Here is a 25,793-nt window from a genome sequence, read left to right as displayed (position 1 = left end):
CACGAAGGAGAACCCCCATGAACCGAAGGGTTGCGCTCGCCGCCATCGCTGCCGTGGCAACCGCTTTCCCGCTGGCCGCCTGCGGTCAGGAGGGCAGCGGTGAGGCCGCGGCGCCCAAGCCGACCGGCAAACCCACCGTCTGCCTGGTCATGAAGTCACTCGCCAACGAGTACTTCCAGCAGATGCAGAAGGGCGCCGTCGACCACGTCGCCAAGCTCGGCAACGTCACCCTCGACTCGAGCGGAACGCAGAACGAGACCGACGTCGACGGTCAGGTCGCGCTGGTCGAGAAGTGCATCACCAAGCAGGTCCACGCCATCGTCCTGGCCCCGGCCGACTCCAAGGCGCTGGTGCAGTCGGTGGCGAAGGCCACGAAGGCCGGCATCAAGGTGGTCAACATCGACGTCAAGCTCGACGACGACGCGCTCAAGCAGGCCGGCGTCGACGTGCCCTTCGTCGGCCCCGACAACCGCGAGGGCGCCAAGCAGTCCGGCCTCGAGCTGGCCAAGGTGCTGGGCAAGGGCGCGAAGGTGGTCATCCTGGAAGGTAACCCCGGCGCCGACAACGCGCTGCAGCGCAAGAACGGGTTCAACGACGCGGTGACCGAGGGCGGACTGGAGCTGCTGGACTCGAAGACCGCGCACTGGGAGACCGACGAGGCGCACACCGTGTTCGGCAACATGCTCACCGCGCACCCCGACATTCAGGGGGTGCTGGCCTCCAACGACTCGATGGCGCTGGGCGTGGCCAAGGTCATCGAGGAGCGGAAGGCCAACGTCAAGGTCGCGTCGTTCGACAACATCTCCGCGGTCAAGCCGTACCTGCAGAACGGCGTGCTGGTCTCGACCCTCGACCAGTACGGCTCGGACCAGGCGGCCAACGGCATCGACTACGCCATCAAGATGATCAATGGCGAGCAGGTGACCGGATGGCAGAAGACGCCGATCAAGGTCATCACCAAGGACAACGTCGGCTGACACCGCCCGACCGACTGGGGTGGGGTCGCCGGAATCGACCCCACCCCAGCTTTCCTCACCATATGGGACCGCAGCCCCCGAAGGAGTCGGGTCACCATGCCGACCGTCAGCAACACCCCCCTGCTCGAGATCACCGGTTTGACGAAGCGATACGCCGGCGTGACGGCCCTCGAGGACGTCGACCTCAGCGTCGATGCCGGGGAGATCCACGTCCTCATCGGCGAGAACGGCGCAGGCAAGTCCACGCTCGTCAAGTGTCTCGCCGGTATCGAACGCCCCGACGCCGGTACGATGGCCCTCGCCGGGGTGCCGCACCGGCCCCTCACCGCCGCCGACGCGCTGCGAGCCGGCATCCAGGTCGTCCATCAGGAGCTGGCGCTGCTGCCGGCCCTGACCGTGGCGGAGAACCTGTTCCTGCAGCGGATGCCCGGGCGGCTCGGGCTCGTGGACCGCAAGGCGATGCGGCGGCGCGCCGGCGTACTGCTCGACCAGGTCGGGCTCGACGTCTCCCCGGACACGCCGGTGGAACGCCTGGGCATCGCGCAGATGCAGCTCATCGAGATCGCCAAGGCGCTGTCCGCGGAGTGCCGGCTGCTGGTGATGGACGAACCCACCGCCACGCTCACCCCGCGCGAGACGGCCACGCTGTTCGCGCAGCTGCACCGGCTCACCGACAACGGCGTGGCGGTCATCTACATCTCGCACCACCTGGAGGAGATCTTCGAGATCGGGGACCGCCTCACCGTCCTGCGTAACGGCCGGAACGTCCACACCGGGCCGGTCGCGGCGCTCACTCCGGCGGACCTGGTACGGAAGATGGTCGGCCGCGATCTCAACGCCGAGTACCCGCCAGTCACCGCCAGGCCGACCGGCGACGAGCTGTTGCGGGTCACCGACCTGCGGGTGACCGACGACGCGCCACCGGTATCGCTGTCCGTGCGCGCCGGCGAGGTGGTCGGCGTCGCCGGGCTCGTCGGCTCCGGACGCACCGAGACGATGCGGGCGATCTTCGGCGCCGACCGGGCCACCGGTGGCACCGTCGAGATTCGCGGCCGCACCGTGCGCATCGCGCATCCCCGCGACGCGGTGCGCCACGGCATCAGCTTTCTCACCGAGGACCGCAAGGCGCAGGGACTCGTCCTGGACCTGCCGATCGCCGCGAACATCAGCCTGGCCAGCGTCGATCGGGTCAGCCGGCTGGGCCTGCTGCGCCGCGCCGCCGAGAACGCATCCGCCCGCGAGCTCTCCGACCGCCTCCACGTCCGCTCGACCGGCCCGCAGCAGACGGTACGGGCACTGTCCGGCGGCAACCAGCAGAAGGTCGTGCTCGCGCGCTGGCTGGCGGCCGACACCGACCTGCTCATCGTCGACGAGCCAACCCGCGGCATCGACGTCGGCGCCCGGTACGAGATTCATCAGCTGCTGATCAACCTCGCCGAATCCGGGAAGGGTGTGCTCGTGGTCTCCTCCGACCTGCCCGAACTGCTCGGCATCTGCGACCGCATCGTCGTGTTCTCCAAGGGTCAGATCGCCGGCGAGGTCGACCGACCTGACTTCGACGCCGAGCAGCTGCTCAATCTCGCTTACTCCGGCTACCTCAAGAACGGAATTTCGGCATGACCTCGCTCAGTCAGGCCCGCGCCAACCCGCGCACCAACCGCATCGCCAGCCAGGTCCTCGGTGAGGCCGGCATCGGCATCGCGCTGGTGGTGCTGGCGCTGTTCTTCCTGGCGTTCGCACCACACTTCGGCACGGCGCAGAACATGCGCGACATCCTGACCCAGATCACGCTCAACACGATCCTCGCCGTCGGCATGACCTTCATCATTCTCGTCGGCGGCATCGACCTGTCGGTCGGCTCGGTCATCGCCCTGTGCGCCGTGGTGGCCGGCACCGCGATGAAGGGCGCAGGCGCCGGATCCATCCCCGTCGCCATCCTGCTCAGCCTCCTGATCGGTGCCGCGACCGGTTTCATCAACGGGTTCGTGACCGAACACTGGCGGGTGCCGTCGTTCATCGTCACGCTCGGCATGCTCTACATCGCCCGCGGCGCCGCCGAGCAGTACACCGGCGCGGCGACCATCTACAACCTGCCCACGGCGCTGACCAAGTTCGGCACCGCGACCGTCGCCGGCCTGCCCGCGGTCTTCGTCGTCGCGCTGCTCATGGCGGCCATCGCCTGGTTCGTGCTGTCCCGGACGGTCTTCGGGCGGCTGGTCTACGCCACCGGCAACAACGAAGAGGCAGTGCGCCTGTCCGGGCACCGCACCGGCGTCATCAAGGTAATCTGCTTCGTCATCGGCGGGGCCTGCGTGGGCATCGCGGCGATCATCTACATGGCACGGCTGGGCGTGGCCAGCCCGATTCTCGGGCAGGGATATGAGCTCAACGCGATCGCCGCGGTCGTGATCGGCGGCGCGAGCCTCTCCGGCGGGCGGGGTTCGGTGATCGGCACGCTGCTCGGGGCATGCCTGCTCGGCGTGCTGACGAACGGACTGCTGCTCATGGGCGTCTCGGACTTCCAGCGCATCATCGTGACCGGCGCCGTCATCATCGTGGCCGTGGTGCTCGACGCGTACCGCAAGCGGCTGTCGACCCGCCTGTCCGTCGTATAGCACCTCCGTTCCTGCACGCCAGCCGACCGGTGCACGCGCCGGTCGGCTGGCCTTGTCGATCAGGTTCCCGGGCGGGTTCAGGCGGTGATGGTGTACGAGTCGCCGTACACCTTCCAGGACAGCGGCACCCGCAGGTCGAGGTTGCCCGCGGCGAGGAACACGCGCTGGGCGGTGTCGACGCGGCTCGTGTCGCTGTGCGCCGCCTCGGTGCGCATCGCGGCGACCCGGGCGTCGAGGAACGCGTTGAGGTACGCGGTCTCGTCACCGCCCTGGGCCGGGCTCTTCGCCTTGGCGAGGGCCGCCTTGCGGATGCCGCCGAAGCTGGTGGCGTCGTTGCCGGGGCCGTGCATGACGAGCGCGTCGAAGTAGGCGAACTGGCCCAGGGCCCGCAGGCCGTCGGCCTTGGCCTGGGCGATCGCGGGGTTGAAGTACACCCGATCCCGCTCGTCGTCCTGGGCCTTACGCCATGCCGGGTCGGCCGCGGCGCGCTTCCAGTCGGCGACGAACGCCGCGCCGAGGCCCGTGTGCGAGGCGGTACCGTTCACGCTGCGCAGCGCCGGCAGATACTTCGCCAGGACGTTGCCGGGCACGGCCGCGGTGTAGGCCTCGACGACCTCGAGCATGTCGCCGGTGCCGGAGCAGAAGCCGATGATGCCACCGGTGTACCCGCGGCCGTCCCCGATGTCCTCGATGTACTGGTACTGGGCCCGCCAGTCGAGGCTGGAGTTCTCCGCTGAGGAGACGAGTTGCATGGCGATATCGGTACTGAGGTCCGCCCGCGGTGCCGGCGCCGGCACCGGTACCGGCGCCGATTCGATCCGGTGGCCGAAGACCTCCAGCTCGCCGAGCGCGAGGCCCTTCGTGCCGCGCGGGGTCGCCGTCAGCCGCACGAAACGCGCGCTGCCCTGAAGCCCGGCGATGTCGTCGGTATTGCCGTCGCCGGCGCCGGTGGCGTACAACGGCGCCCAGGTGTTGCCGTCGGCCGAGGTCTCCACGCGGTACACCTTGGCGAAGGCGGGACCCCAGGACAGCCGGACGCGGCTGACGGCGCTCACGGCCCCGAGGTCGACCCGCAGCCACTGCGTGCCGCGCCCGCTCGTCGTCCACCGCGTCGAGGTCTTCCCGTCCACGGCGCGCGCCGCGTTCCCCGCCGATGCGGCCACCGCCCGCCCCTTGGACACGACGGCGTCCGCCGCGTACGCGCTCGGCGCGCCGAGCGTCACCCCCGCGACCACCGCCGCGATCCCTGCCACCGTCCACCTTGCCGCCATGCCGAACCCACCCGTCCGTCGGAAACCCGGTCGGCGGAACCATCGGCACACCCGGACGCGCTCATGATCCCGGCAACCACCCCGCTCCCACCTCGCGACCGACCGTGGATGAGGCCGTCGCGGCCGGGCTGGGCACCGGACCCGCCCGGCCGCCGCCGGGGACCTCTTCGGGCCGCGGGTCGTGCGCGCCGGTCCAGCCGGTCAGGATGCGGCGGGCCCGGGCCTGCACGGCGCGGACTGTCCTGACGGGCCGGGCCCAGCCGGGTCCGGTGCGGGTCAGCGTTGCGCCGGGGCGTTCAGCAGCGCACGCCCCACCGCGGCCAGGGCGACGGCCTGGCTGACGGCCCCCGCGACCTCGAACCACTCGGTGCCGGCGACCAGGCCGGCGATGTGCAGCGGCGCCCAGGCGCCCAGCGCGAGGGCGACCCAGGTGGCCACGGTACGGCTGCGCAACAGCGCCACGGCCAGCAGCACCGTGCCCACGAGATTGCCGAGGACGAAGAGCAGGAACACCCACAACGCCGACGGGTCGGACTGGGCCTCGTCGAGCACCTCGGCGAAGCCGGCCGTCGCGCCGCCGTGGCGGGCCATAGCGAGCGTGACGAAGGTGTTCATGGCGATGCCGAAGTAGCAGATGTAGCCGCCCGCGGTGAGCGCCGCCGCGATGCCGGCGAGCCTGCGGCTGCGCTCGCCGACGAGCCGCTTGACGCCGAGGACGGCGGGCACGATGAGCAGGCTGCCGACCATCGCCGCCAGGCCGGAGAGCCGGGTCAGCCCGGGATGCGCGGCGGCGAGCGCCAGGGCACCGGCCCCGTCGCTGTCGCCGCCGCCGTCGCGGGTGGACCAGGCGTACGCGGCGTTGGCGACGACGAATCCCCAGGGCGCGGTGAACAGGGCCGCCGCGAGCGCGGTCGCGCGGCGGTGCGTGGTGGTTGTTTCGGTTGCACTGTCCAGCATGACGGTTCCAATCCGTGTGACGCCGGCTCGGCCGGCTAGGAGGACACCCCGGCGGGGCGCGCGCGGAGGGCGGGAGCCACCAGGGCGACGCAGAGCAGGGTGAGCACGATGCCGACCGCGGCGCCGACCTTGGCCGGGGCAGGGGCACCGGCCACGAAGAACGCGGGCACGGCGCTCAGCGCGGACAGCAGCAGGGTCACGATGACCGTGACGGCGCCGGCCCGAGATCGGTTCGGCCACGCCAGCACGACACCGACGATGGTGCCGAGACCGAGCACGGCGTCGATCACGAGCACCGCCATGGGCGGCCCGTCGGTACCGAACGGCAGCGAGACGACGTCGAGGAGACCGAGCAGGCCGGCCAGGACCAGGCCGGCGGTGAGGGAGATTGACCGCTTCATGGGCACAGCGTCCGGTTCGCCGGCCACCGATCGCATCCGTGCCAGCTCCCGGAAGATCTTCCGTACTGGCACGCATGCGCGCCGCCGCCGGGCGCCGCTACGGTGGGGCGATGTACGGGAAGCGGCTGGTCGCGTACCTCGCCGGGGCGGCGGTGCTCGCGTTGGCCGGGTTCGGGATCTACCTGGCGGTGATCGCCCGGGACGGGTCCGCCACGGTGGAGCTGGCGGTCGGCGAAGTGCTGGGACTCTCCTCCGTCCTCCTCGGCCTGACGGTCGCCACCCGACGCCCCCGCAACGTGGTCGGCCTGCTGCTCGTCTGCACCGGCGCCGCCTTCGTCGGGGTCGCCGTCAGCGACCTGTACCCGGCCGCCCTGGCCGTCGACCCGCGCCTGCCGCTGGCGGCCGTCTACGTCGACCTCGTTCGTGGCGCCTGGATGCTGCTGTACGTGCCGCCGGCCCTGTTGTTCCTGCTCGTGCCCGAGGGCCGGGTGCCCGGACCGCGTTGGCGCTGGGTGGTCGCGGGGCTGCTGGTGGTGCCGGTGCTGTTCATCCTGGCGGCGGCCTTCGACCCGACGCCGGCGGCGCGGTATCCGGGCGTGTCCAAGGCGTTCCGTGCGCCCCCCGAGGTCCAGGGCGCCATCGAGCCGTTCGCGTTCGTGTTGCTGCCGGTCTTCCTCGGCCTGCTCGTCGCGTCGCTCGCGTCGATCGTCGTGCGGTACCGCCGCACCGGCGGCGCCGTCGAGCGCGCCCAGCTCAAGTGGTTCGTGCTGGGGGCGAGCTTCCTGCCAATCACCCTCCTGCTGTGCTGGGCCGGCTATCTGGTGTTCGACCGGCCCGAGCTCGGCCTCGCCGGACTGATCGCGACCTACCTCGCGATCCCGGCGTCGACCACGATCGCCCTGCTCAAGCACGACCTGTACGACGTCGATCGGGCGCTGAGCACGACGGCGACCTATGCCCTCGCGACGGCGATGCTGCTGGCCTTCTACACGGCGGCGTCGTTCGTGGTCGGTCTCGGCGCGGGCCGCGGCTCGCCGGTGGCCGCCGCGGCCGCGACCGCGGTCTGCGCCGCCGCGCTCGCGCCGATGCGCAACCGTCTGCAGCGCTTCGTCGACCACCGGCTCTACCCGGCCCGGGAGGCGGCCATCGCCGCGATCGAGGACCTGCGCCAGCGGACCGACGCGGGCAGCGCCCGGCCCGAGCAGCTGGAGAGCGTCCTGCGCACGGCCCTGCGCGACCCGAGCCTGAGGGTCGGCTACCGGCTGCCCGGATCGGCCGCGATGCTCGACACGGCGGGACGCCCGGTGGAGCCGGACCTGGCCCCGTCCGGGCGGTCGGCCCCGGTACGGCTGGGCGGCAACGAGATCGGCGTCGTCGCGGCGGGCGGCGGGGCGAGCCGGGAACTGCTGCGCGAGGTGGCCTCGGCCAGCTCGCTGCTGGTCGAGGTCGTCCGGTTGCGGGCGGAGCTGGCCTCGGCGCTGGGGGCGGTGGAGGCCAGCCGGGCCCGGCTGCTGACCGCAGGGTATGAGGAGCGGCGCCGGCTCGAGCGGGACCTCCACGACGGCGCCCAGCAGCGGCTCGTCGCGCTCGGCATGAGGCTTCGGCTGGCCCAGCGCCACCTCGACGACGGCACGGTCGACGTCGACGGCCTCCTCGACCAGTCGGTGGCCGAGCTCGGCGACGCCGTCACGGAGCTGCGGCAGATCGCGCACGGGCTGCGGCCGAGCAGTCTCGACGACGGGCTGGACCGCGCGCTCGACGCGATGGTGGGCCAGATGCCGATCCCGGTGACGTTGGACCTGCGCACGGCCGACCCGATCCCCGACGACCTGGCGACGACGGCCTACTACGTGGTCACCGAGGCGGCGACGAACGCCGTCAAGCACGCGCAGCCCACCGCGATCGGCGTCACGGTGTGCCGGGACGCGGGACGGCTGACGGTCCGGGTGCGTGACAACGGCTGCGGTGGCGCGGTCGTCCGCCCCGGATCCGGCCTGGGTGGTCTCGCCGACCGGGTCGCCGCGGCCGGCGGCCGGTTGCGGGTCGTGAGCCCCGTTGCCGGAGGTACCACGGTGGAGGCGGTGCTGCCGTGCGAATCGTGATCGGTGAGGATTCCGCGCTCTTTCGCGAGGGACTGGCGCGCCTGCTGGCCGACGCGGGGCACGACGTGGTGGAGAAGGCCCACGATGCCCCATCCCTGCTGCAGGCGGTCGAGCGGACCGATCCCGAGCTCGCGATCATCGACATCCGGATGCCCCCCGACCGCACCGACGACGGCGCCCGCGCGGCCCGGCAGATCCGCACGACCCGGCCTCGCTGCGGGATCATGCTGCTCTCCCAGCACATCGAGACCCGGCATTCCGTCGAACTCGTCGCGCACGGCGGGTTCGGCTATCTCCTCAAGGACCGGGTCCTCGACGTCGACGAGTTCCTCGACGCGGTACGCAGGATCGGTGCCGGCGGCTCCGCCCTCGATCCCGAGGTGGTGCGCCGGCTCGTCGGCGGGCAGCGCAGCGACCGGCTGCTCGCCCCGCTCACCGAACGCGAACGCGACGTGCTGGCCCTCATGGCCGAGGGCCTGACCAACATCGGCATCGCTCGCCGGCTCTGGCTCACCGACCGCACGGTCGAGGCGCACGTCAGCTCGATCATGCACAAGCTGGGGCTGCCCACGTCGCAGGAGGGTCACCGGCGGGTGCTGGCGGTGCTCGCGTACCTCAACCAGCCTGGCCCCGCCACGCTCGCGCCATGACGACGGTCGCCGCGTCGGAGCGTTCGTGCCTGGCCGGGCCGGCCACCGCGTATGCGATCAGGCCGCCGCACGCCAGCGTCGCGGCCGTCACCGCGGCCGGCACGTTGCCCGGCGCCTGGGTCTGCCAGGTCAGCATCTGCCCGAGCACCTGCCCGGCCGCTGGATAGATCGTCGCGGCAAGCGTCCAGCCCAGCGGCGCGAACCAGGCCCGGCCCGCGCCGAGCAGCGGCGCGCTCAGCGCGGTCAGGCCGAGCAGGCCGGCAGCGTCCCTGATCACCAGTCCGGCCGGCCCGAAGCCGGTTGGGGTGAGCTGGGTCAGCAACGGCAGGCCGGCCACCACGGTCACGGCGGCGAGCAGGTGAGCGATCCGGCGCGGCGCCCAGGGCAGCGCGGCGGTTCGGTCCAGCTCCTCGTCGGGGCCGCCCAGGGTGGCGGTGAGCACCCCGGTCAGCAGCAGGACGGTGAGCACGACCATCGTGCGGCCCGGGGCGCTGTCGCTGGTGGCAGCGCCGAGCACCCACATCACCGCAATGCCCGCGGCGGCCCCGGCCAGCGCCGCCGGAACCCGGCGCGACCGAAGGTACAGCGTCAGCCACCTCATGCGTCGCTCAGCATCCCCTCGAGGTCGGCGCATCGCAGGGCGCCCTCGCGCACCGCCGTGACCCGGGCCAGCGCCCGCGCCTCGGGCAGCTTCCGCAGGCCCTGCCACAGCTGGCGGACGTGGTCGTTCCACCGGTCGTCGTCGACGCCGGGTTCGTCCGGTGGTTCGGTGCCGACCAGCCAGTACGTGGCCGCCCGCAGGATCGACGAGTCCAGCCCGCCGGGGCACCGGCCCACGTTGGCCAGCACCCGGCCGACGGTCCGCGGCACGAGGTCGTCCGGGAAGGCCAGGTGGCCGCGGGCGTCGACCGCGAAGGTCATCAGCGCCACCCCGGCCGGATCGGGTCCCGGCTCGGGCACACCGCTCCCCCAGGTGGCGGTGTCCTCGTGCGCCTCGGCCGGCGGCTGCGGCAACCTCGCGAGCAAGGCGAGCGCCTGCCGCGCCTGGGGCGTGACCTCGGGCAGCAGGGCGGAGTGGACCCGGGCAACGCAGACCTTCGGGGCGTCGGTCGTGCAGACGAGCTCCTGCGCGACCGGGTCGATCGCATGTTCGACGGAGCGGTCGTGCGGCAGCACCGTGATCGCCACGGCCACGCCGAGCACCAGCGGCAGCAACGCCGCCATCCGCGCCCGGCGCCGCTCGGCCCCGTGCAGGACGTACACGGTGACAACAAGCGCCACCAGCCACACCGCCTGGGCGGCGGTGAGCCGGCCGGACACCGTCTCGTAGTCGCTGAACTGGCTCATCCCGTACATCGGGGAGAACAGCATGCCCAGCCACTGCTGACCGCGGGCCGCCGCCGGGAAGCCCATCAGCCAGCCGATGCCCGCGCACGCGAGCACCGGACCGGCGGCGATCGACGGCCACAGGCGACCGACCGCGATGCCCAGCCAGGCCGCCGCGGCCACGGTGAGGGCCCCGACGGTCACCACGGCGAATGCCGCCGCGGGCAGATACCGGGCGGTGCCGGCGATCCACGGCGCGGTCACCGCCAGGACCGCCAGGTAACCGCCGATCACGGCGAGGCCGAGCGCGCCGAGGACCGGCAGGACCCGCTGCAGGCGTGGCCGGGGTGTGCTCTCGACGAGTTCGGACAGGCCGGCCCGGGACTCCCGGCGGCCCTGCCAGGCCCCGGCCGACAGCGCCAGCGGGGCCATCGCCATGAGGTACTCGCGCTCGATCATGGCCAGCGCCATCCAGCCGGACGACCAGCGCTGCGGGGCGACGTAACACATGACCACACCGGCAACCAGCAGGATCAGGCCGGCCCAGAGGGCGGCGGAGCGGCGCAGTTCGATGCGCAGTATGCGGCTCATCGGCCCGCCTCCGCCCGGTGGCGGCGCAGCAGGGCAGAGTAGCCCCGCTCGGCCGGGCTGTCCCCGGCGTCGCTGGAACCGCCCTCGGCGATCAGCGAGGCGGTGGTACCGCTGTGCACCAGCCGGCCCTCATTGAGCAGGACGACGTCGGTGCATGCGGCCACGACGTCCTCGACCAGGTGGGTGGAGACCAGGACGCAGCTGTCGACGCCGAGGTCGCGCAGCAGTTCGCGGAAGTCCAGGCGCTGCTCGGGGTCGAGGCCGACGGTGGGCTCGTCGAGCAGCAGCAGTTCCGGGTCGTTCACGATCGCCTGGGCGATGCCGGCCCGGCGCAGCATGCCGCCGGACAGCGTCTTCATCCGCGCATCGGCCTTGGCGGCAAGCCCGACCCGGTCGATCGCCCGCTGCACCGCCGCCGGCACCTCGGGCTTGGGCATCTCCTTGAGCCAGGCCACGTACTCCACGAACTCGCGCACGGTGAACCGCGGGTAGAAGCCGAAATGCTGCGGCAGATAACCCAGGGCGCGGCGCACCCGCCGCAGCTCGGCGCGGCCGTGCACGGGCGCGCCGAGCACGGTCAACGTGCCGCCGACCGGTTTCACCACGGTGGCCAGGGCGCGCATCAGCGTGGTCTTGCCCGCGCCGTTGGGCCCGAGCAGGGCGTGCACGCCGGTGCCGAGCGCCAGGTCGAGTCCGTCGACGGCCAGGTGGGTGCCGGCCTTCACCCGCAGGCCGTCGGCCTGCACGATCCAGGGATAGGCGGTGGGGGCCGTATCGGCCGCGCGCACCATACGCATGGTGATGCCTTTCGTAGCAGAACCAGGGGAACGCTCAGGAGTGGCTGGTCAGCCGGCGGAAGTCGGCGGCGCGGCGGACCACGGCGCCGGCCAGCACCGCGGTGGCCAGCGCCCAGACGGCGGCGCTGCCGGGCCGCAGCACGACCGGCAGGTCCTCGGTGATCAAGGTCGGCGCGACCACGGCCAGCGCCCACAGCGCGCCGAGGCCGGCGGCGGCGCGGGGCACGCCGACCAGCGCGCCGACCGCGAGGGTGCCGGCGGTGAACGCCAAGCACGGCAGCAGCATCAGCGCCAGCGACGTCCCGGTACCGGCACCGATCAGGGCCAGCACCGGAACGATCACGGCGAGCACTCCCAGCGTGCGCCGCAGCAACATGGTCAGGCCGGCCACGGGGGTACTGGATATCAGTTCCCCGGCCGGGTCGAGGCGACGGCTCCAGGCGGCCGCCACCGCGGGCAGCGGAGCGACCGGGGCGAGCAGCAGCACGAGTGACGGCAGGCCGGGCAGCAGCCGGTTCAGCACCGACGCGCAGAGCAGCACCGCGACGGTCATGGTGGCCCACGGCGCCAGCGCGACGACCAGCCAGCGGCGCCGCGGCCCCGACCAGCGGCGGGCCCGCCGGACTGGGGCGGGCCCGGCGGCGATCTCCCGGTCGAGTCCGGCGGCAACCCGGTCGAGCAGGGCGAGGGTGTCCCCGGCCGCCCGGCCGGCCAGCCGGGCGCGGCAGTCCGCGCACTCCTCCAGGTGGATCTCGACCGACCAGACAGCGGCCTCGTCCAGGCCTCGGCCGCCGGCGGCGTACTGCGCGATCGCGGCGGAACTCGGGTGCATGGTCATGACAGCGCCTCCCGCAGGGCGATCCGGGCCCGCCGCGCGCGGGACCTCACCGTGTTCTCCGGCACGCCGAGCAGCACGGCCGTCTCGCGGGCGCTGAGCCCGTCGAGCGCCATGGCGCGCAACACCTCGCGCATCTCGGGCGGCAGCGCCAGCAGCGCCCGCTCGAGGTCCTGGCCGATCCGACCGGCCAGCACCTCGTCCTCGGCTGCCGGAACAACCGTCTCGGCGGGCGGCACGGCCGACACCTGCGGCTGCCGGGCGCGCCTGCGGAACGCGTCGACCAGCCGGTTGGCGGCGATCGTCCAGAGCCAGCCGACCGCGCTGCCGGAGGTGGCAGCGCCGGCGAAACTCCCGGCCGCCCGCCAGACCGCGAGATAGGTCTCCTGCATCACGTCGGCGACCACGTCGTCGTCGGCGCAGCGCCGGCGCAGCCGCACGGCGAGCCACGGCGACGTACGCCGGTACAACTCGTCGAAGGCCCGCCGGTCGCCCGCCGCCGTGCGGCGCACGAGTTCCGCCTCGTCGAGCGCGTCCAAACTTCGTCCCACATCAGGCAAGACGACCATCCCACCCGATCTGGTGCATCGCCGAGAGTGTCCCGCGTCACAGGCGGCGGCGCCGATTCAGCGCGTATGCGCGATCAGCGTGATGCGGTCGAGTCGTATGCCGTCCGGGCGGCGTCGATGTCGCCGATGTGCCGCTCGGCCCATGCGGTCACCGCCGCCATTGCCGGGAGCAGGCTCTCGCCGAGCGGCGTGAGCCGGTACTCCACGCGAGGTGGCACCGAACCGGTTACCGACCGCGTCACCAGGCCGTCGCGTTCCAGCCCGCGCAGCGTCTGCGTGAGCATCTTCTGGGTGGCTCCCGCGACCATGCGGGACAGTTCGCCGTGCCGGCGTGGCCCGTCTGCGAGTTCCTTCAGGATCAGGCTGACCCAGCGCTCCCCCAACCGGTCCAGCACGCGGTGTGTCGGGCATGCGGCCATCGACATCAGGTACGCCGAACGCGCACCAGCCCGGCGTTCGGCAGTTCCACCGGTTGCCATCGCATCCTCCAGGCACCTCAAAGTGCGTACTGCCGACGAGACAGCCTCAACCCTATCGTCGGGACATGAGCATGATCGGAATCCTCGGCGCCGGCAACGTGGCTCGCGCACTGGCCCCGGCGCTGGCCGCGGCCGGACACGACGTCGTCGTCGGTACCCGCGACCGCCTGGAGTCCACGGCCGCTTCGGCGGACATCGTCGTCAACGCGCTGCCTGGCGCGGTGTCCGTCGAGGTACTCCGGCGGTTGCGCCCGGCGCTGACCGACAAGGTGCTCGTCGATGTCGCCAACGCGGTGGAGCAGGGGCCGGACGGCTTCGCGTCTCGCCTGCTCTACCCCAACCTCGCGGAAGCGCTGCAACGCGCCCTCCCCGACACTCACGTGGTCAAGGCGCTGAACACGGTGGGACCGGCAGCGCTGATGGTCGACCCGGCCAGCGTGGCGGTACCGCCGTCGACCTTCCTCTGCGGTGACGACGCCGACGCCAAAACGGCGGTGGCCGGGCTGCTCACCGACCTCGGCTGGGCGCCGCAGTGGGTCATCGACCTCGGTGGCGTCGCGAATGCCTGGTGGCCGGAGTCCTTCGTACTCATGGTCCGGCCGCTGATCGCCGCCGTGGGACCGGTCCCATTTGCGCTGGCGATCGCGCGTTGAGCCTTCTCCCGGGACTGAGGCAATCGTCGGCGGCGCTGCGAACGGGCCGGGGCCGCTCGCAGCGCCGCCGAGCCGGCCTCAGCTGTTCAAGGCCGTCGTCGGCGGGATTCGGGCCGCGCGCGCGGCCGGGTAGAGCCCGGCCGCGGCCCCAATCATGAGCGTGGAGGCCAGTCCCACCACCACGGCCAGGGGAGGCACGACGATCGGCCAGTCGTTGAGCAGGGCGATCACCGTGGTGACCGTCGCGCCGAGGAGCGCGCCGATGACGCCGCCGAACGCGGACAGGACGAGTGCCTCGGCGAGGAACTGGATGCGGATGTGTGCCCGGGTCGCACCGAGGGCGCGCCGCAAACCGACCTCCCGGTGGCGTTCGATGACGGAGATGATCATGGTGTTGGCGACGCCGATCCCGCCGACGAGGAGTGCGATACCGCCGAGGCCGACGAGCAGGCCGGTGAAGGCCTGATCGATCGCGGCCTTCGCGGCGAGCGCGTCGGAGGGCCGTGAGACGCTGACGTCACCCGGGAACTGCGGCTGGACCGTGCCGGGCAGCAGGGAACGGACCCGGTCGAAGGCGGCCTCCACCGAGCGTACGTAGACGGTCGACGGGTTGCCCTCCCATCCGAACAGCTCGGCCGCGGCCGGGCCGCCGATCAGGGCGGCGGTGTCCAACTCGGGCGCCAGCGGCGACGCGGCCAGGATGCCGATCACCGTGAAGGACCGGCCGCCCAGCCACACCTGCACGCCCGGTGCCACCACGCCCAGCCGCTCGGCGGCGGTGGCGCCCAGGACGACGGAGGGGAAGGTCGCCGTGGCGGAGTTCAGCCATGCGCCGGCGCTCAGCTTGCTCCGGGTGACATCGAGCAGGCCCAGGTCAGCCGCGATCACCCGGAGGCCGGCGGTCGCCGACGGGTCGATCAGCTCGCTGCGGTACACGTGGACCGCCTGGAGCATCGCGACGCCGCTTGCCGCCTCGACACCGTCGACGAGCCGGACCTTGCCGATGGTCTCGGGGGGCAGCTTGGTCTGCTCCCCGAAGAGGTTCTTGGCCGGTTCGGCGCGCAGGAGATTGGTGCCCAGGCTGCTGAGCTGCTCTTGCACTCGCTGCTGGCTCGATGCCGAGATGCCGACCACCGCGAGCATCGCCGCGATGCCGATGGCGATGCCGAGTGCCGAGAGCACGGCGCGCAGCGGACGGGCGCGCACTCCGGCAACCGCGAGGCGCGCGACGTCGGCCGGCAGCAGGGAGGATCGCGGGGTACTCATGCGGCATCCTCCTCGCTCCAGGCGGTCCCGCGCTCGTCGGAGACGACCCGCCCGTCGCGCACCGCGATGCGCCGGGGGAAGACCGCGGCGAGCTCCGCGTCGTGGGTGATGACGACGACCGTCGTGCCGGAACTGTTCAACTCGCGCAGCAGTGCGACCACCGCGGCGCCCGATTCCGAGTCCAGATTGCCGGTCGGTTCGTCCGCGAGCAGCAGCACCGGGTCGCCGACGACGGCGCGGGCGATCGCGACCCGCTGGCGTTCACCACCGGAGAGCTGGTTCGGCTTGTGACCGGTGCGATGACCGAGGCCGACACGCTCCAGGGCGATCCGGGCACGGCGGCGGCGCTCGGCTCGCGGGACGCCGGAGTAGAGCATCCCGTCCGCCACGATGTCGAGCGCCGCAACGCCCTCTGCCAGATGGAACTGCTGGAACACGAACCCGATGCGATGGGCCCGCAGCGCCGACAGTTCCGCATCGGACATGCGCTGCACGTCCACCCCGGCGATCGTCGCCGAGCCGGCGGTCGGCCGGTCGAGGGTGCCGATCAGGTTCAGCAGCGTGGACTTGCCCGACCCGCTCGGGCCGACGACGGCCACCAGCTCGCCCTGATCGATCGACAGGCTGACGCCCGCGCACGCGAGTACCGACGGCTGGCCGTAGCTGCGCTCGACACCGTCGAGCCGGATGATCTCGTTCATATCTTCGGGATCACCACGTTCTGTCCTGCCTCCAGCCCGTCGCCGGAGATCTCGACGCGACCACCGGCGAACAGCCCGGTCGTGACCGGGACACGAGCGACCATGCCGTCCGGGCGCACCACGTCGACGCCGAAGTGCTTGTCGTCGAGGGCGATCAGTGCGGCGACCGGAATCGAGAGCACGTGCTCGCGGGTCTCGGCCGGGAAGCTGACCGTCACGCCGGCCTGCTGCAGATCGCCGCCGGCCGCCGGGTCGTCGAGCGTCACCACGACCGGGATGACGACGTTGTCCCGGTCGCCCTCCTGCTGGGGCGTGCCGACCGAGACGACCTTCCCCTTCGTCCGCGTGCCGTCCGGCAGCATGATGTCCACCGCGCCGTCGACCTTCGCCAGCTGCTGATTCGCCAGCTGAAGCTTCACGGACACCCGCTTCTGCAGCTCGGTGACCGACAGCACCGCGGCGCCGCCGCCCACGGACCCGCCCCGCTGCGCCTTGACCGACTGGACGCGCACATCCCCCTGGTCGAACACGATGCGGCCGAGGTCGACGCGGCCGGTCCGCGGCTGACCGGTTGCCTTCTGCCAGGCGAGGATGGCCGAGGTCGTCTTCGACGTGAACTTCCGGCCCGGCTTGCCGGCGAGGAAGCCGAGCGTCTTCAGGTTCTCCTCGAGCTGCTGGACGTCGGGCCCGTCGCTCATCCCGGACTCGAACGACCGCCAGGCCGGCAGCGATCCCCGCAAGAGGTACACCCCGACGTTGTCCACCGAGAAGAGCGGCTGGCCTACGCCCACGGTCGTGCCCGGCCGCGGCGCCGCCGTGAGCACGCCGGACAGCGTCGAGCCGACGTCGTGCGGGTCGGCGTACGCCAGCGTGCCGGAGGCCTTCACCGAGCCGGACAGCGTTCCACGCTCGATCGGGGCCTGCCCGGCGGCGAGGTGCTGGCTCGGGGCGGAAGGTTCGGTCAGCGCGGTGGCGGCGAAGACTGCCCCGCCGCCCACCACCACGAGGGCGGCGACCGCGGCGACGGTCCAGCCGGTCCTCTTCCGCCGGCGGTGCGCCTGCGACGCGTGGTCCGGGGACGTCATCATTGCCCTGCCGGCGTGAGCGTGCCCAGGCTGCTACCGCATTTGTCGAGCACGTTCTTGGGCGTTCCGCTCGGGACGTTCAGCCCTTCGCCGGGAATGGGATCCGGCACATTCACGCCGTTGTCGCGGTAGCAATTCGCCATCTTGAGCAACGCCTTTTGCTGCTCCTGCTCGATCTTCGCCGTCTCTTCCTTGCTCAGTGGCGGCGGGTTTCCCACCTTCTCCGTGCACTTGTCCAAGACCGCCGCCGGCGCCTCCGGGACGTTATTGAGCACGCTGCCGTCCGGGCCGGGTACCGGGTCCTGCACATCGACACCGTTGTCGCGCAGACACTGCGTGTACTTGAGCGTCCAGACCTGGCGGGAGTCGGCGGCCGGTGCGGAGGCCGAGCCGCTCGCGGCGCCGCTGTCCGTACATCCGGTGAGCGCAAACAGCAGGGCGGGAACGGCCAGGATCGCCGCGAGCCGGCCGGGAGACCGGGTGCTGAGGTTCATGAAGGTGCCCTTCCGTTGCGAGAGGCTCGGTGCGAGCGCTGAGCCCAGTCAACGGCGGGTTGCGTTTCGGCAGTGTTCAAGGATTCCTTTATGTTCCTGTGACACCGCGTATGATGAAATGCCCGTAAAGCGGCATGTGGCGAAATTCCCGCAGGCACACGATCGATTCATGAGGGGGCGCCATGCGCGTGCTGATCGTGGAGGACGAGGTCTACCTCGGCGAGGCGATCCAGACCGGACTGCGGCGGGAGACGATCGCGGCCGATCTCGTGCACGACGGTGAGCGCGGGGTCGAGGAGCTGAGCGCGAACGACTACGACGTGGTGGTGCTCGACCGTGACCTCCCCGGCCTGCACGGTGACGACGTCTGCGCCTGGGTGGTGTCGAACCGCCCGGCCTGCCGGGTGCTCATGCTGACGGCCGCCGGCGGTCTCGGCGACAAGGTGCGCGGTTTCGAGCTCGGCGCCGACGACTACCTGGCGAAACCGTTCGACTTCCCCGAGCTGGTGGCGCGGCTGCGGGCACTCGAGCGCCGCTCGGCGCCGGGCCGGCCCCCGGTCATCGACATCGCCGGGGTGCGGCTCGATCCGTTCCGGCGGGAGGTGTACCGAGACGGCCGGCTCGTCCGGCTGACGCGCAAGGAGTTCGCGGTGCTGCATGTGCTGATGCACGCGGACGGCGGGGTGATGAGCGCCGAAACCCTGCTGGAGAAGGCGTGGGACGCCAACGCGGACCCCTTCACCAACACGATCAGGGTGACGATCTCGAACCTGCGCAAGCGGCTCGGATCCCCTTCGGTGATCGAGACGGTGCCCGGCAGCGGATACCGGTTCGGCGCATGAGCCGGGGCAAACGCCGGTTCACCCTCCGGGCCAGGCTCGCCGTCACCTACGCCGCGCTGCTCACGGCCACCGGCGCCCTCATGCTCGGCGTGGTGTATGCGTTCATGCGCTACGTGCCCGACTACTCACTCACGCCGGCGGCGAGCGTCGGGCCCCTCAACGATTTGCCAACCGCCGCCCCGGGAGCGTCCCCGCCGGCCTCGGCCACCCCGACCAATCTCAATTCCGTGTTCCCGCTCCCCGAGGTCAACAACGCGAGCGACGTCTTCACGTTGCTCCTGACGGTCTCCATCGGCGCCTTCGTCGTGCTCGCGCTGATCGGCGCGCTGGTCGGCTGGATCGTCGCGGGCAGGATGCTGCGCCCCCTGCAGGCCATCAACCGCGTGGCCAAGCGCGCGGCGGCGGGCGATCTCACGCAGCGCGTCGGCGGCGACGGGCCGCACGACGAACTGCGCGACCTCTCAGCGACACTCGACGACATGCTCGCGTGGCTGGAGCGATCCGTCGGCGAGCATCAGCGTTTCGCCGCCAACGCCTCCCACGAGCTGCGCACCCCGATCGCGACCACGCAGACCCTGCTGGATGTCGCGCTCGCCGACCCGGACGTCGATCTGCCCACGCTGCGCCGCACGGCGGAGCGGATCCGCGAGATCAACCAGCGCAACCGAGAGACGATCGAGTCGCTCCTGACCCTGGCCGACGCCGACGGCGGCCAGCTGCGTCACGAGCGCGTGCGGCTCGACGCGCTCGTGCACGACGCCCTGCGCGTCGAGGCGCCCGCGGCGGACGCACTCGGCCTCACCGTCGGGGCCGAGCTGGTGCCGGCCACGATCGCCGGCGATCCGGCGCTCCTGCGCCACGCGGTGGCCAACCTCGTGCAGAACGCCGTACGCCACAACGTGCGGGACGGCCGCGTCCGGATCACGGTCGACCACACGTCGACGGACGTGCGCCTCGTCGTCGAGAACACCGGCGCGGCGCTGTCCGAGGCACTCGTCGCCACGCTGACCGAGCCGTTCGTCCGCGGCCACGGCCGGGTGGCCGGTCCGGGCCGAGGGCACGGTCTCGGGCTGGCGCTCGCGCGCAGCGTGAGCGAGGCGCACCACGCCCGGCTCGTCCTGCACCCCCGCGACGAGGGCGGCCTCATCGCCGAGGTCCGCTTCCCGGTGGCGGGCGACGACGGCTGAACGGTCGCCTTGCGCAGGCCGCCAGCGCGGTCATGCGGCGCCGAGGTCGGGCAGGTCCCGCAGCTGACGGCGGGAGTTGATGCCGAGCTTGCGGAAGATGTTGCGCAGATGCGCGTCGACGGTGCGGGGGCTGAGGAACAGGCGAGCCACGACCTCGTTGGACGTCGCGCCGCTCGCGACCAGCTGCGAGATGTCCAGCTGGCGCCGATCGCGGCGGACGTCTCCGGCAGCCGTCCAGGACGCCCGTCAGCCGGCCCGGCGAGAGGATCAGCAGACCGTGGTCCGGCGCACCGTCACCGCGGTGCCGTCATCGGAGGCATCCGCCACCACGCTCACCGGTCCGTCACGGTAGGCGACCCGGTTCGACGCCGCCACCGCGAACGCCCGGGCCTGCGGGGGCACCGGCACCCGGTCTGCCAACCTCCCGCTGTCGGTGCTCACGCTGACCCCGGCCACCGTCACGATCTGGCCGCCCGCCTTCGCGCCCTGGCACGGCAGCGATGCCGTGTTGAACCCGGCCGGGGTCGTGCCGAGTGCCGTCAGCACATCCCGAATCGCCGACGCCGCCGGATCCCCGGGCGCCGGGCTGGCCTCGACCGGATCGCTGGGCCCGGCCACACAGCCGGTCTGCGCCTGCGCCACCAACCACCCCGGGCCCAGCTGCCGTACCGACAGCTCCACGCCGGCACCGGCCTCCGCGACCAGCGGCCGGGTCGAACCCGACAGCGCCGTCTCCCGCCGCGGCTGGTACGACGCCGGCAGCCGCTGCTCGATCCCGGACAGGACCGACTCCTCGTCCCCGCCCGGGACATACAGATCCGCGGCGCGGGTGTACCGGCCACCACCGCGCAGCACGCCCAGCGGGCAGGTCGCCGCCCGGACCATGCCACTGACCGCCACCGCCGCGTCATCACCCGCGGCGACCAACACGTCCGCCACTCCCCGGTCCATCACCGCCACGCTGTCACGCACCTGCGGATCCCGCGACGCATCCCACCGCCACAACCCGGCCAACCCCGCGGCCACCACGAGCACCGCGGCGGCACCCGATCCTGCCACCACCCAGCCACGCCGCATCGACATGCCCTGAATTCTCCACCACCAGCATGCGCGGCCGGCGCGGTCGTCTGGGATCAGGTGACGTCGTCCCACGACGGCCGCGCCGCCGGTGGAGCCGCCGGGCCGGGCGCCTCCCGGGCGACGGTGCCGGCGGTGGTCACGGCGGCCTGCGCGTCGCGATGCGCGCCCTGGGCCGTTTCGCGTACGTCGTCGTAAAGGTCCTGCAGCGGCTTGCGCAGGGCTGCCTCGTCGGCCTCGCTGAGGAGGTGCTTGCGCAAGAACGTCTTCGGATGCAGGTCTTCCAGCTGCAGGTCGGTGCCGAGCTCCCGGCCCAGGTCACCGGTGGCATTGCGGGCCATCTGCCGCACGGTGCGCAGCATGCGCATCCCGTCGCTGATCGCCTTCGGCAGCCGGTCGGGTCCGAAGACGAACAGCCCAACCAGGATGATCACCACCAGGTGCCAGCCGCCAAGGTTCTCCAAACCCATCGTGCCGCCTCCTTCTCGCGCCCTCGGTGGCAACCCTACCCACGCACCGGGCGGGTCCCGGACTGCCCGCGCTGCCGATCACCACAGGCCACCGAGGACGATAGCCTCGCCCCGGTCTGCCGGCTAGAGACGGGCGGCGGCCGGGTGCCGGCAACGCTACGGCGTATCACCCGCCCCGCGACCTGACCACGACCCGGAAGTCCCGGCAACGCCAGCCGCGGCCTGCCGCGCCCGGGCGGTGCTGCGGACGGAGATCTATCGGCGGAAACGGCCGCCGGCCCGGGATGGCGCCCCGGCACCCGAGCGCCGACGCCGCCACCCGTCGAAGCCGGTCACGTGAGGAATCGTCGGATCGCCTCGGCGATGTCACCGGCGTGAGTCTCGAGCGCGAAGTGGCCGGTGTCGAGGAAGCGGACGTCGGCCTCGGGCAGGTCGCGCCGGAAGGCCTCGGCCCCGGCCGGGAGGAAGAACGGGTCGTTGCGCCCCCAGATCGCGAGCAGGGGCGGCCGGTTGGTGCGGAAGTACTCGTGGAACGCCGGGTAACACGCCACGTTGCTCGCGTAGTCGAGGAGCAGGTCGAGCTGGACCTCATCGACGCCGGGGCGGGCCAGGTAGGCGTTGTCGAGCCCGTAGCCGTCGGGGCTCACCCGGGACAGGTCGGCGACGCCCTCGGTGTACTGCCAGACCGTCGTCTGCGGCGCCAGCATGAACCGGACCGCCTCGCGGTTGGCCGGGGACGGGTCGCGCCAGTAGGAACGGATCGGATCCCAGCCGTCGCTGAGCCCCTCCTCGTAGGCGTTGCCGTTCTGCGAGATGATCGCGGTGATGCGCTCGGGGTGGCGCAGCGCGAGCCGGAACCCCACCGGCGCACCGTAGTCGAATACATACAGCGCGAAGCGGGCGAGCCCGAGCCGCCCGGTCAGACCCTCGATGACGTCGGTGAGGCGCTCGAAGGTGGCTCGCTCGGTCACGGCCGACAGTCCGAAGCCCGGAAGATCCGGGGCGATGAGGTGGAACCGGTCGGCGAGCAGCGAGATCAACTCGCGAAACATGTGGCTCGCGGACGGAAAGCCGTGCAGGAGCAGCAGCGTGGGCGCGCCGGGCGGCCCGGCCTCCCGGTAGAAGACCGGCAGGCCGTCGACCTCGGCCGTGCGGTACCGGACGTCAGTCATCGACCCGACCGTCCCCCGGACGGGGAGGAGCCGGCGCCACCCATCCCGGACGACGACCAGCCCGCCTTGCCGGTGCACGGCGCGCTGGGGCTGCTCGCCGCTCTGCTCTGCGGTACACCCGCGGCGGCGTACACCCCGACACCTGGGCCCGGCTCGGCGCCGCCGGCCAGCTCGGTGCGTTTGACGGTCAGACGCCGGGTGAGCCCGTTGGGGGCAGGTGACCGTGCCGGCTTCCGTGTCGATGGTGAAGTCGTCGATGGTGAACCCGTCGGGCACGGCCGGGCGCAGGGGCGCGGGTTTGATGATCGCGGTGTGGCCGGCTTCGCCGAGGGCGGCGCGGGCCTCGCCGGCGCCGTAGGCGGTGTCGCCCAGCACCTCGAACTCGCGCACGCCGCCGCCGGCGGTTGTGGTGTCCGGGCGGGTGTGGGTGCCGAGGTCCTGGTCGAGCAGGGCCAGTCCCGTCCGGGACCAGAACGACCCTACACCCACCGATTATCGACCAAACCCGATCAAACCGGGGTAACGGCGCGCCGGACTATTCAGCGGTCTCCCAGTGAGCGGGCCTGGTGGCGGGCCCCGTCGAGGCGGATGCGGACGGTGCGGAGCAGGTCGATGAGGGTGGCCAGCCGTTCGTCGTCGAGGTCGGCCAGGCCGAGCGTGGCCTCGGGGTGCATGGCCTGCATGGCCTGGCCGATGAGGGCGCCGCCGTCGGCGGTGAGCCGGATCGTGCGTCGGCGGGCGTCGGCTGGGTCGAGGTGGACGCTCACCGCGCCGCGGTCGGCCAGGGTCCTCACCGTCTTGGACACCGCCGGCTGGTTGACCTCCATCGCGTCGGCGATCTCGCCGATGGTGCAGCCGTCCGGGTGGCCGGTGAGGTGCAGCAGCAGGCTGGTGTGGGTCATGGTCAGGCCGAGGGGGCGCAGGGCCCGGTTGAGCCGGGTCGTCATCAACTGGTGGACGATGGCGAGTTCGCGCACCATCGCCCCCTGCTGCTGCGGTCGTTGCGGCCGGGCCATGCGGCGTCCTCCTACTTGATGTTGAAGATCCCCACCACGTGCGGGGTGTCGACCAGGGTGTGCGGCGCGACGGCGTGGTAGGCCCACACGTGGACCCAGGCGTTGCCGGTGCGCAGCGTCAGCACGCTCTTCACCATGCCAGGTCCGGTGTACTGCAACAGCACCAACCCGATCGACACCGCCGCGCCGGCCGGGGTCCGCAGCACGGTCCACGCCTCGAAGAAGTGCAGCAGCGCGTACGTCAGCCCGCCGAGCACGACGGTGGCGGGCACGGAGCGGGTCAGCGCGCGGTAGCGGGGCAGCAGGATCGAGTACACCAGGACCATGGTGGGCAGCACGGAGCCGAGGAAGTACAGGCCGAACGCGGCGGGCACGCCCTTGACCAGCTGGGCGGGGCTGAGGTGCAGCACGGCGGCGGAGAGCCCGCCGAGCTCGTTGAGCGACTCCAGGATCATGACGACGAGGATGACCAGCAGGTCGTTGCGGCGGTTGGACGAGCGCAGGCTCAGCTGTTCGGCGGTGTAGCGCTGGCGGAAGTACAGCCAGGGCAGCAGGGCATAGACGACGAAGTTGTACCCCGCCCAGACATAGGCCTCGTAGGGCGTCACGTGCTGGTGGCCGTAGAGGGTGCCGGCCAGGTGGAAGCTGATGGGGTGCTCGCCAAGCAGCCACCCCAGCGCCACCCCGACGATTTGCCCGGCGGCGGCGTACGCGAGCACTCCGGCGACCTCCCGCGCGGCAACGCGCCGCTCGGGCGCCCGCGCCGCGAGATCGACCGTGGCCCGCTTGCAGGTCAGCAGGTAGATGACGCCGACGAGCAGCGCGACGGCGACGAGGTTGGCGTCGGCTCCGGCGGCCATCTTGGCAGCATCGGCCACCCCGGCCTTGGCGGCGAGCCCAAACACGACAAGGTTCGCCACGACCACCGCACCGATGGTGATCCACAGCGTCCTGGACTTGAACAACGACATGAGGGGTCCTTCGGGGCTTCGAGGCGAAGAAGCATTCCGTGGAATACGTTAGGTCCGGACCCATCGCCGCGTCAAATATTCCGTGGAATCGAATCGACCGAACATGTCGGCGATCCCGGCGCGCGAGAGGGCCTTCCGCCTTCCCCGTCACCCCTGATCCCCATCTCCCCGAAAACGGGATGGTTCAGTGGTCTCCTAGGCGGCGTCCCGGCTGGGCGAAGGTTGGGCTCGGCGGGCCGGCAATGCGCCTGCGCCGGCTAAGAGCAGGTCGGCGGCGGTCATGACCGCACGCGACAGCAGGGCCACGGCGGTGGCCTCGGCGGAGCCGGCCTGGGTCGTCAGCAGCGCGATGAGCGCCACGTCCCGGGCGCCCACTCCGGCCGGCGCGATGACGAGCAGAAAGCCTGCGCACCAGGCCAGTGCGAACCCTCCGACCGAGATGGTGAGGGCCTTGCCCGGCTGGTACGCCAGGGGTGCGAGCAGCAGCCAGATGTGGATGCCGAACAACAGCCACGACCCGACCGACCAGCCGGCGGCGGCGAGCACCGCGCGGGCCGGGAACCGTCGGGCGGGCGGCGGGCGATGGGTGATCCGCAGTGCGGCCGTGAGGGCGGCGTTGAGCAGCCGCGGGTGCAGGGCAGCGGCGATGACCGGCACGGCGGCGAGCAGCCACCAGTACCGGACATCCTGGCCGGCCAACGCCGCGGGCACGGTCGCCGCCGCGGTCAGCAGTCCGGCGGCGAGGGAGAGGAGCATGGTCAGCAGGGCGGCGGTGCTGCTGCGATGGCGGGGTATCTCGTAGGCGCGGGCAAGCTCCGCCTGGGCGAGGATCGGCCAGACCGAGCCGGGTATGTACTTGCCGAGCTGGCCGACGAAGAACACCTTCGCGGCCTTAGCTGCGGGCAGGTCGCTGCCGAGTCCGGCCAGAACCGTCCGCCATGCCTGCAGCGTGGCCGCCAAGCCGGCCACGGCCGCGGCCGAACTGGCCAGCACCGCGCCCGCGCCGATCTGTCGTGCCGATTCGGCGATCGCGTGCCGGTGCGGGGCGAGCGCGCCCGCGCCGGCGAAGACGGCGATGGCCACGAATCCCCACCGAACCCAGCGGCTGGCTGCCACGGTCCGGCCCAGCCGCAGCGCGATGCCGGCCGGCCGGGCCAGTGCGCGGCCCCATCTTCCACGGTGCGGTACGGCGTCAGTTCCGGCCGGAGGCGGCGGGGATGATCTCCGGCGGAGCATCGCCCGAGCTTATCTTCCCGCTCAGCGGCGCTGGGGCCGGCACGGTCCTGACC

At 72.2% G+C, this 25,793-nt stretch carries 28 protein-coding genes and 1 pseudogene; 8 read left to right on the top strand and 21 right to left on the bottom strand.

What is annotated here, in order from left to right; translation table 11 throughout:
* Nucleotides 1-17 precede the first annotated feature (17 nt).
* The 3 genes from AB0M46_RS14430 (at nt 18) to AB0M46_RS14420 (ending at nt 3,592) form a co-directional block, all read left to right on the top strand.
* Nucleotides 18-977: a sugar ABC transporter substrate-binding protein gene (locus AB0M46_RS14430; RefSeq protein WP_363335950.1), complete on the top strand. Its 960-nt coding sequence runs from the start codon at nt 18-20 to the stop codon at nt 975-977.
* A gap of 96 nt (nt 978-1,073) precedes the next feature.
* Entirely contained in the window at nt 1,074-2,597 is a 1,524-nt protein-coding gene (locus tag AB0M46_RS14425) for a sugar ABC transporter ATP-binding protein (RefSeq protein WP_363335948.1), read from the top strand.
* The gene (locus AB0M46_RS14420) at nt 2,594-3,592 is read left to right on the top strand and encodes an ABC transporter permease (RefSeq protein WP_363335946.1); all 999 of its coding nucleotides are present in this window, start codon (nt 2,594-2,596) and stop codon (nt 3,590-3,592) included. The genes AB0M46_RS14425 and AB0M46_RS14420 overlap by 4 nt, the downstream gene beginning before the upstream one ends.
* A 77-nt stretch (nt 3,593-3,669) precedes the next feature.
* On the opposite strand, the gene AB0M46_RS14415 is transcribed toward AB0M46_RS14420, so the two are convergent.
* From AB0M46_RS14415 to AB0M46_RS14405, 3 genes are all read right to left on the bottom strand, one after another.
* A complete protein-coding gene (locus AB0M46_RS14415; RefSeq protein WP_363335944.1) occupies nt 3,670-4,845 on the bottom strand; it encodes a chitosanase in 1,176 nt (391 codons plus the stop codon).
* 294 nt (nt 4,846-5,139) lie between these two features.
* Nucleotides 5,140-5,820 (bottom strand): hypothetical protein, encoded by a 681-nt coding sequence (locus AB0M46_RS14410; RefSeq protein ID WP_363335942.1) that lies wholly within the window; start codon nt 5,818-5,820, stop codon nt 5,140-5,142.
* A gap of 35 nt (nt 5,821-5,855) precedes the next feature.
* Nucleotides 5,856-6,221 (bottom strand): hypothetical protein, encoded by a 366-nt coding sequence (locus tag AB0M46_RS14405; protein WP_363335940.1) that lies wholly within the window; start codon nt 6,219-6,221, stop codon nt 5,856-5,858.
* A gap of 110 nt (nt 6,222-6,331) precedes the next feature.
* Between AB0M46_RS14405 and AB0M46_RS14400 the strand changes: the two genes are divergently transcribed.
* Together AB0M46_RS14400 and AB0M46_RS14395 are read left to right on the top strand one after the other, a co-directional pair.
* Nucleotides 6,332-8,323, top strand: coding sequence for a histidine kinase (locus tag AB0M46_RS14400; RefSeq protein WP_363335938.1), 1,992 nt, complete (start codon nt 6,332-6,334; stop codon nt 8,321-8,323).
* Entirely contained in the window at nt 8,320-8,973 is a 654-nt protein-coding gene (locus tag AB0M46_RS14395; RefSeq protein ID WP_363335936.1) for a response regulator transcription factor, read from the top strand. The genes AB0M46_RS14400 and AB0M46_RS14395 overlap by 4 nt, the downstream gene beginning before the upstream one ends.
* On the opposite strand, the gene AB0M46_RS14390 is transcribed toward AB0M46_RS14395, so the two are convergent.
* From AB0M46_RS14390 to AB0M46_RS14365, 6 genes are all read right to left on the bottom strand, one after another.
* On the bottom strand, nt 8,939-9,574 hold the full coding sequence (locus AB0M46_RS14390; RefSeq protein ID WP_363335934.1) for a hypothetical protein: 636 nt from the start codon (nt 9,572-9,574) through the stop codon (nt 8,939-8,941). The two genes, AB0M46_RS14395 and AB0M46_RS14390, sit on opposite strands and share 35 nt — an antisense overlap.
* On the bottom strand, nt 9,571-10,890 hold the full coding sequence (locus tag AB0M46_RS14385; RefSeq protein ID WP_363335932.1) for a hypothetical protein: 1,320 nt from the start codon (nt 10,888-10,890) through the stop codon (nt 9,571-9,573). Before AB0M46_RS14385 ends, AB0M46_RS14390 begins: the two co-directional genes overlap by 4 nt.
* Nucleotides 10,887-11,687 (bottom strand): ABC transporter ATP-binding protein, encoded by an 801-nt coding sequence (locus AB0M46_RS14380; protein ID WP_363335930.1) that lies wholly within the window; start codon nt 11,685-11,687, stop codon nt 10,887-10,889. Before AB0M46_RS14380 ends, AB0M46_RS14385 begins: the two co-directional genes overlap by 4 nt.
* A gap of 34 nt (nt 11,688-11,721) precedes the next feature.
* On the bottom strand, nt 11,722-12,525 hold the full coding sequence (locus AB0M46_RS14375; RefSeq protein WP_363335928.1) for a hypothetical protein: 804 nt from the start codon (nt 12,523-12,525) through the stop codon (nt 11,722-11,724).
* Nucleotides 12,522-13,091: a sigma-70 family RNA polymerase sigma factor gene (locus AB0M46_RS14370; RefSeq protein ID WP_363335926.1), complete on the bottom strand. Its 570-nt coding sequence runs from the start codon at nt 13,089-13,091 to the stop codon at nt 12,522-12,524. The genes AB0M46_RS14375 and AB0M46_RS14370 overlap by 4 nt, the downstream gene beginning before the upstream one ends.
* A 74-nt stretch (nt 13,092-13,165) precedes the next feature.
* Complete coding sequence (locus tag AB0M46_RS14365; RefSeq protein WP_363335924.1) at nt 13,166-13,510, bottom strand: helix-turn-helix domain-containing protein; 345 nt, start codon at nt 13,508-13,510, stop codon at nt 13,166-13,168.
* A gap of 125 nt (nt 13,511-13,635) precedes the next feature.
* Here AB0M46_RS14365 and AB0M46_RS14360 point away from each other — a divergent pair, with 125 nt between their 5' ends.
* Nucleotides 13,636-14,223 (top strand): NAD(P)-binding domain-containing protein, encoded by a 588-nt coding sequence (locus AB0M46_RS14360; RefSeq protein WP_363335922.1) that lies wholly within the window; start codon nt 13,636-13,638, stop codon nt 14,221-14,223.
* A 78-nt stretch (nt 14,224-14,301) separates the two neighbouring features.
* Here the strand turns inward: AB0M46_RS14360 and AB0M46_RS14355 are convergent, their stop codons facing one another.
* The 4 genes from AB0M46_RS14355 to AB0M46_RS14340 are packed head-to-tail and all read right to left on the bottom strand — an operon-like array spanning nt 14,302 to nt 17,769.
* Complete coding sequence (locus AB0M46_RS14355; protein WP_363335920.1) at nt 14,302-15,489, bottom strand: ABC transporter permease; 1,188 nt, start codon at nt 15,487-15,489, stop codon at nt 14,302-14,304.
* Nucleotides 15,486-16,190, bottom strand: a complete 705-nt coding sequence (locus tag AB0M46_RS14350; protein WP_363335919.1) for an ABC transporter ATP-binding protein — start codon at nt 16,188-16,190, stop codon at nt 15,486-15,488. Before AB0M46_RS14350 ends, AB0M46_RS14355 begins: the two co-directional genes overlap by 4 nt.
* The gene (locus AB0M46_RS14345; RefSeq protein ID WP_363335917.1) at nt 16,187-17,278 is read right to left on the bottom strand and encodes a peptidoglycan-binding protein; all 1,092 of its coding nucleotides are present in this window, start codon (nt 17,276-17,278) and stop codon (nt 16,187-16,189) included. Before AB0M46_RS14345 ends, AB0M46_RS14350 begins: the two co-directional genes overlap by 4 nt.
* A complete protein-coding gene (locus AB0M46_RS14340) occupies nt 17,275-17,769 on the bottom strand; it encodes a hypothetical protein (RefSeq protein WP_363335915.1) in 495 nt (164 codons plus the stop codon). The genes AB0M46_RS14345 and AB0M46_RS14340 overlap by 4 nt, the downstream gene beginning before the upstream one ends.
* A 182-nt stretch (nt 17,770-17,951) precedes the next feature.
* On the opposite strand from AB0M46_RS14340, the gene AB0M46_RS14335 reads away from it, so the two are divergent.
* Nucleotides 17,952-18,611 (top strand): response regulator transcription factor, encoded by a 660-nt coding sequence (locus tag AB0M46_RS14335; RefSeq protein WP_363335913.1) that lies wholly within the window; start codon nt 17,952-17,954, stop codon nt 18,609-18,611.
* Nucleotides 18,608-19,798: a HAMP domain-containing sensor histidine kinase gene (locus AB0M46_RS14330; protein WP_363335911.1), complete on the top strand. Its 1,191-nt coding sequence runs from the start codon at nt 18,608-18,610 to the stop codon at nt 19,796-19,798. Before AB0M46_RS14335 ends, AB0M46_RS14330 begins: the two co-directional genes overlap by 4 nt.
* 30 nt (nt 19,799-19,828) lie before the next feature.
* On the opposite strand, the gene AB0M46_RS14325 is transcribed toward AB0M46_RS14330, so the two are convergent.
* The 8 genes and pseudogenes from AB0M46_RS14325 to AB0M46_RS14290 all read right to left on the bottom strand — a co-directional run bounded on the left by AB0M46_RS14325 (nt 19,829) and on the right by AB0M46_RS14290 (nt 25,587).
* Entirely contained in the window at nt 19,829-19,996 is a 168-nt protein-coding gene (locus tag AB0M46_RS14325) for a helix-turn-helix transcriptional regulator (protein ID WP_363335996.1), read from the bottom strand.
* A gap of 69 nt (nt 19,997-20,065) precedes the next feature.
* Nucleotides 20,066-20,881 carry a hypothetical protein gene (locus AB0M46_RS14320; protein WP_363335909.1) on the bottom strand — a complete coding sequence of 272 codons (816 nt, stop codon included), beginning with the start codon at nt 20,879-20,881 and terminating at the stop codon, nt 20,066-20,068.
* A gap of 50 nt (nt 20,882-20,931) precedes the next feature.
* Nucleotides 20,932-21,345 carry a twin-arginine translocase TatA/TatE family subunit gene (locus AB0M46_RS14315; RefSeq protein ID WP_363335907.1) on the bottom strand — a complete coding sequence of 138 codons (414 nt, stop codon included), beginning with the start codon at nt 21,343-21,345 and terminating at the stop codon, nt 20,932-20,934.
* 332 nt (nt 21,346-21,677) lie between these two features.
* On the bottom strand, nt 21,678-22,517 hold the full coding sequence (locus tag AB0M46_RS14310) for an alpha/beta hydrolase (RefSeq protein WP_363335994.1): 840 nt from the start codon (nt 22,515-22,517) through the stop codon (nt 21,678-21,680).
* Between the two features lie 210 nt (nt 22,518-22,727).
* Nucleotides 22,728-22,892: pseudogene (locus AB0M46_RS14305) on the bottom strand (IS5/IS1182 family transposase); the annotation flags it as partial.
* Between the two features lie 164 nt (nt 22,893-23,056).
* The gene (locus AB0M46_RS14300) at nt 23,057-23,533 is read right to left on the bottom strand and encodes a MarR family transcriptional regulator (RefSeq protein WP_363335905.1); all 477 of its coding nucleotides are present in this window, start codon (nt 23,531-23,533) and stop codon (nt 23,057-23,059) included.
* An 11-nt stretch (nt 23,534-23,544) separates the two neighbouring features.
* Complete coding sequence (locus AB0M46_RS14295) at nt 23,545-24,504, bottom strand: hypothetical protein (protein WP_363335903.1); 960 nt, start codon at nt 24,502-24,504, stop codon at nt 23,545-23,547.
* Between the two features lie 195 nt (nt 24,505-24,699).
* Nucleotides 24,700-25,587 (bottom strand): lysylphosphatidylglycerol synthase domain-containing protein, encoded by an 888-nt coding sequence (locus tag AB0M46_RS14290; protein ID WP_363335901.1) that lies wholly within the window; start codon nt 25,585-25,587, stop codon nt 24,700-24,702.
* Nucleotides 25,588-25,793: the final 206 nt, after the last annotated feature.

The sequence above is a fragment of the Dactylosporangium sp. NPDC051485 genome, assembly GCF_040682015.1.
In the GTDB taxonomy this organism is placed as follows: domain Bacteria; phylum Actinomycetota; class Actinomycetes; order Mycobacteriales; family Micromonosporaceae; genus Dactylosporangium.
This window is presented reverse-complemented; position numbering and strand designations above follow the sequence as displayed.

Bases quoted from the DNA above. Each gene is read 5' to 3' on its own strand.
- AB0M46_RS14390 (WP_363335934.1), bottom strand. From the start codon at position 9,574: ATGAGGTGGCTGACGCTGTACCTTCGGTCGCGCCGGGTTCCGGCGGCG.
- AB0M46_RS14405 (WP_363335940.1), bottom strand. From the start codon at position 6,221: ATGAAGCGGTCAATCTCCCTCACCGCCGGCCTGGTCCTGGCCGGCCTG.
- AB0M46_RS14365 (WP_363335924.1), bottom strand. From the start codon at position 13,510: ATGGCCGCATGCCCGACACACCGCGTGCTGGACCGGTTGGGGGAGCGC.
- AB0M46_RS14360 (WP_363335922.1), top strand. From the start codon at position 13,636: ATGAGCATGATCGGAATCCTCGGCGCCGGCAACGTGGCTCGCGCACTG.
- AB0M46_RS14295 (WP_363335903.1), bottom strand. From the start codon at position 24,504: ATGTCGTTGTTCAAGTCCAGGACGCTGTGGATCACCATCGGTGCGGTG.
- AB0M46_RS14420 (WP_363335946.1), top strand. From the start codon at position 2,594: ATGACCTCGCTCAGTCAGGCCCGCGCCAACCCGCGCACCAACCGCATC.
- AB0M46_RS14425 (WP_363335948.1), top strand. From the start codon at position 1,074: ATGCCGACCGTCAGCAACACCCCCCTGCTCGAGATCACCGGTTTGACG.
- AB0M46_RS14380 (WP_363335930.1), bottom strand. From the start codon at position 11,687: ATGCGTATGGTGCGCGCGGCCGATACGGCCCCCACCGCCTATCCCTGG.
- AB0M46_RS14375 (WP_363335928.1), bottom strand. From the start codon at position 12,525: ATGACCATGCACCCGAGTTCCGCCGCGATCGCGCAGTACGCCGCCGGC.
- AB0M46_RS14350 (WP_363335919.1), bottom strand. From the start codon at position 16,190: ATGAACGAGATCATCCGGCTCGACGGTGTCGAGCGCAGCTACGGCCAG.
- AB0M46_RS14410 (WP_363335942.1), bottom strand. From the start codon at position 5,820: ATGCTGGACAGTGCAACCGAAACAACCACCACGCACCGCCGCGCGACC.
- AB0M46_RS14385 (WP_363335932.1), bottom strand. From the start codon at position 10,890: ATGAGCCGCATACTGCGCATCGAACTGCGCCGCTCCGCCGCCCTCTGG.
- AB0M46_RS14320 (WP_363335909.1), bottom strand. From the start codon at position 20,881: ATGTCGATGCGGCGTGGCTGGGTGGTGGCAGGATCGGGTGCCGCCGCG.
- AB0M46_RS14335 (WP_363335913.1), top strand. From the start codon at position 17,952: ATGCGCGTGCTGATCGTGGAGGACGAGGTCTACCTCGGCGAGGCGATC.
- AB0M46_RS14310 (WP_363335994.1), bottom strand. From the start codon at position 22,517: ATGACTGACGTCCGGTACCGCACGGCCGAGGTCGACGGCCTGCCGGTC.
- AB0M46_RS14315 (WP_363335907.1), bottom strand. From the start codon at position 21,345: ATGGGTTTGGAGAACCTTGGCGGCTGGCACCTGGTGGTGATCATCCTG.
- AB0M46_RS14340 (WP_363335915.1), bottom strand. From the start codon at position 17,769: ATGAACCTCAGCACCCGGTCTCCCGGCCGGCTCGCGGCGATCCTGGCC.
- AB0M46_RS14300 (WP_363335905.1), bottom strand. From the start codon at position 23,533: ATGGCCCGGCCGCAACGACCGCAGCAGCAGGGGGCGATGGTGCGCGAA.
- AB0M46_RS14430 (WP_363335950.1), top strand. From the start codon at position 18: ATGAACCGAAGGGTTGCGCTCGCCGCCATCGCTGCCGTGGCAACCGCT.
- AB0M46_RS14355 (WP_363335920.1), bottom strand. From the start codon at position 15,489: ATGAGTACCCCGCGATCCTCCCTGCTGCCGGCCGACGTCGCGCGCCTC.
- AB0M46_RS14370 (WP_363335926.1), bottom strand. From the start codon at position 13,091: ATGGTCGTCTTGCCTGATGTGGGACGAAGTTTGGACGCGCTCGACGAG.
- AB0M46_RS14345 (WP_363335917.1), bottom strand. From the start codon at position 17,278: ATGATGACGTCCCCGGACCACGCGTCGCAGGCGCACCGCCGGCGGAAG.
- AB0M46_RS14330 (WP_363335911.1), top strand. From the start codon at position 18,608: ATGAGCCGGGGCAAACGCCGGTTCACCCTCCGGGCCAGGCTCGCCGTC.
- AB0M46_RS14400 (WP_363335938.1), top strand. From the start codon at position 6,332: ATGTACGGGAAGCGGCTGGTCGCGTACCTCGCCGGGGCGGCGGTGCTC.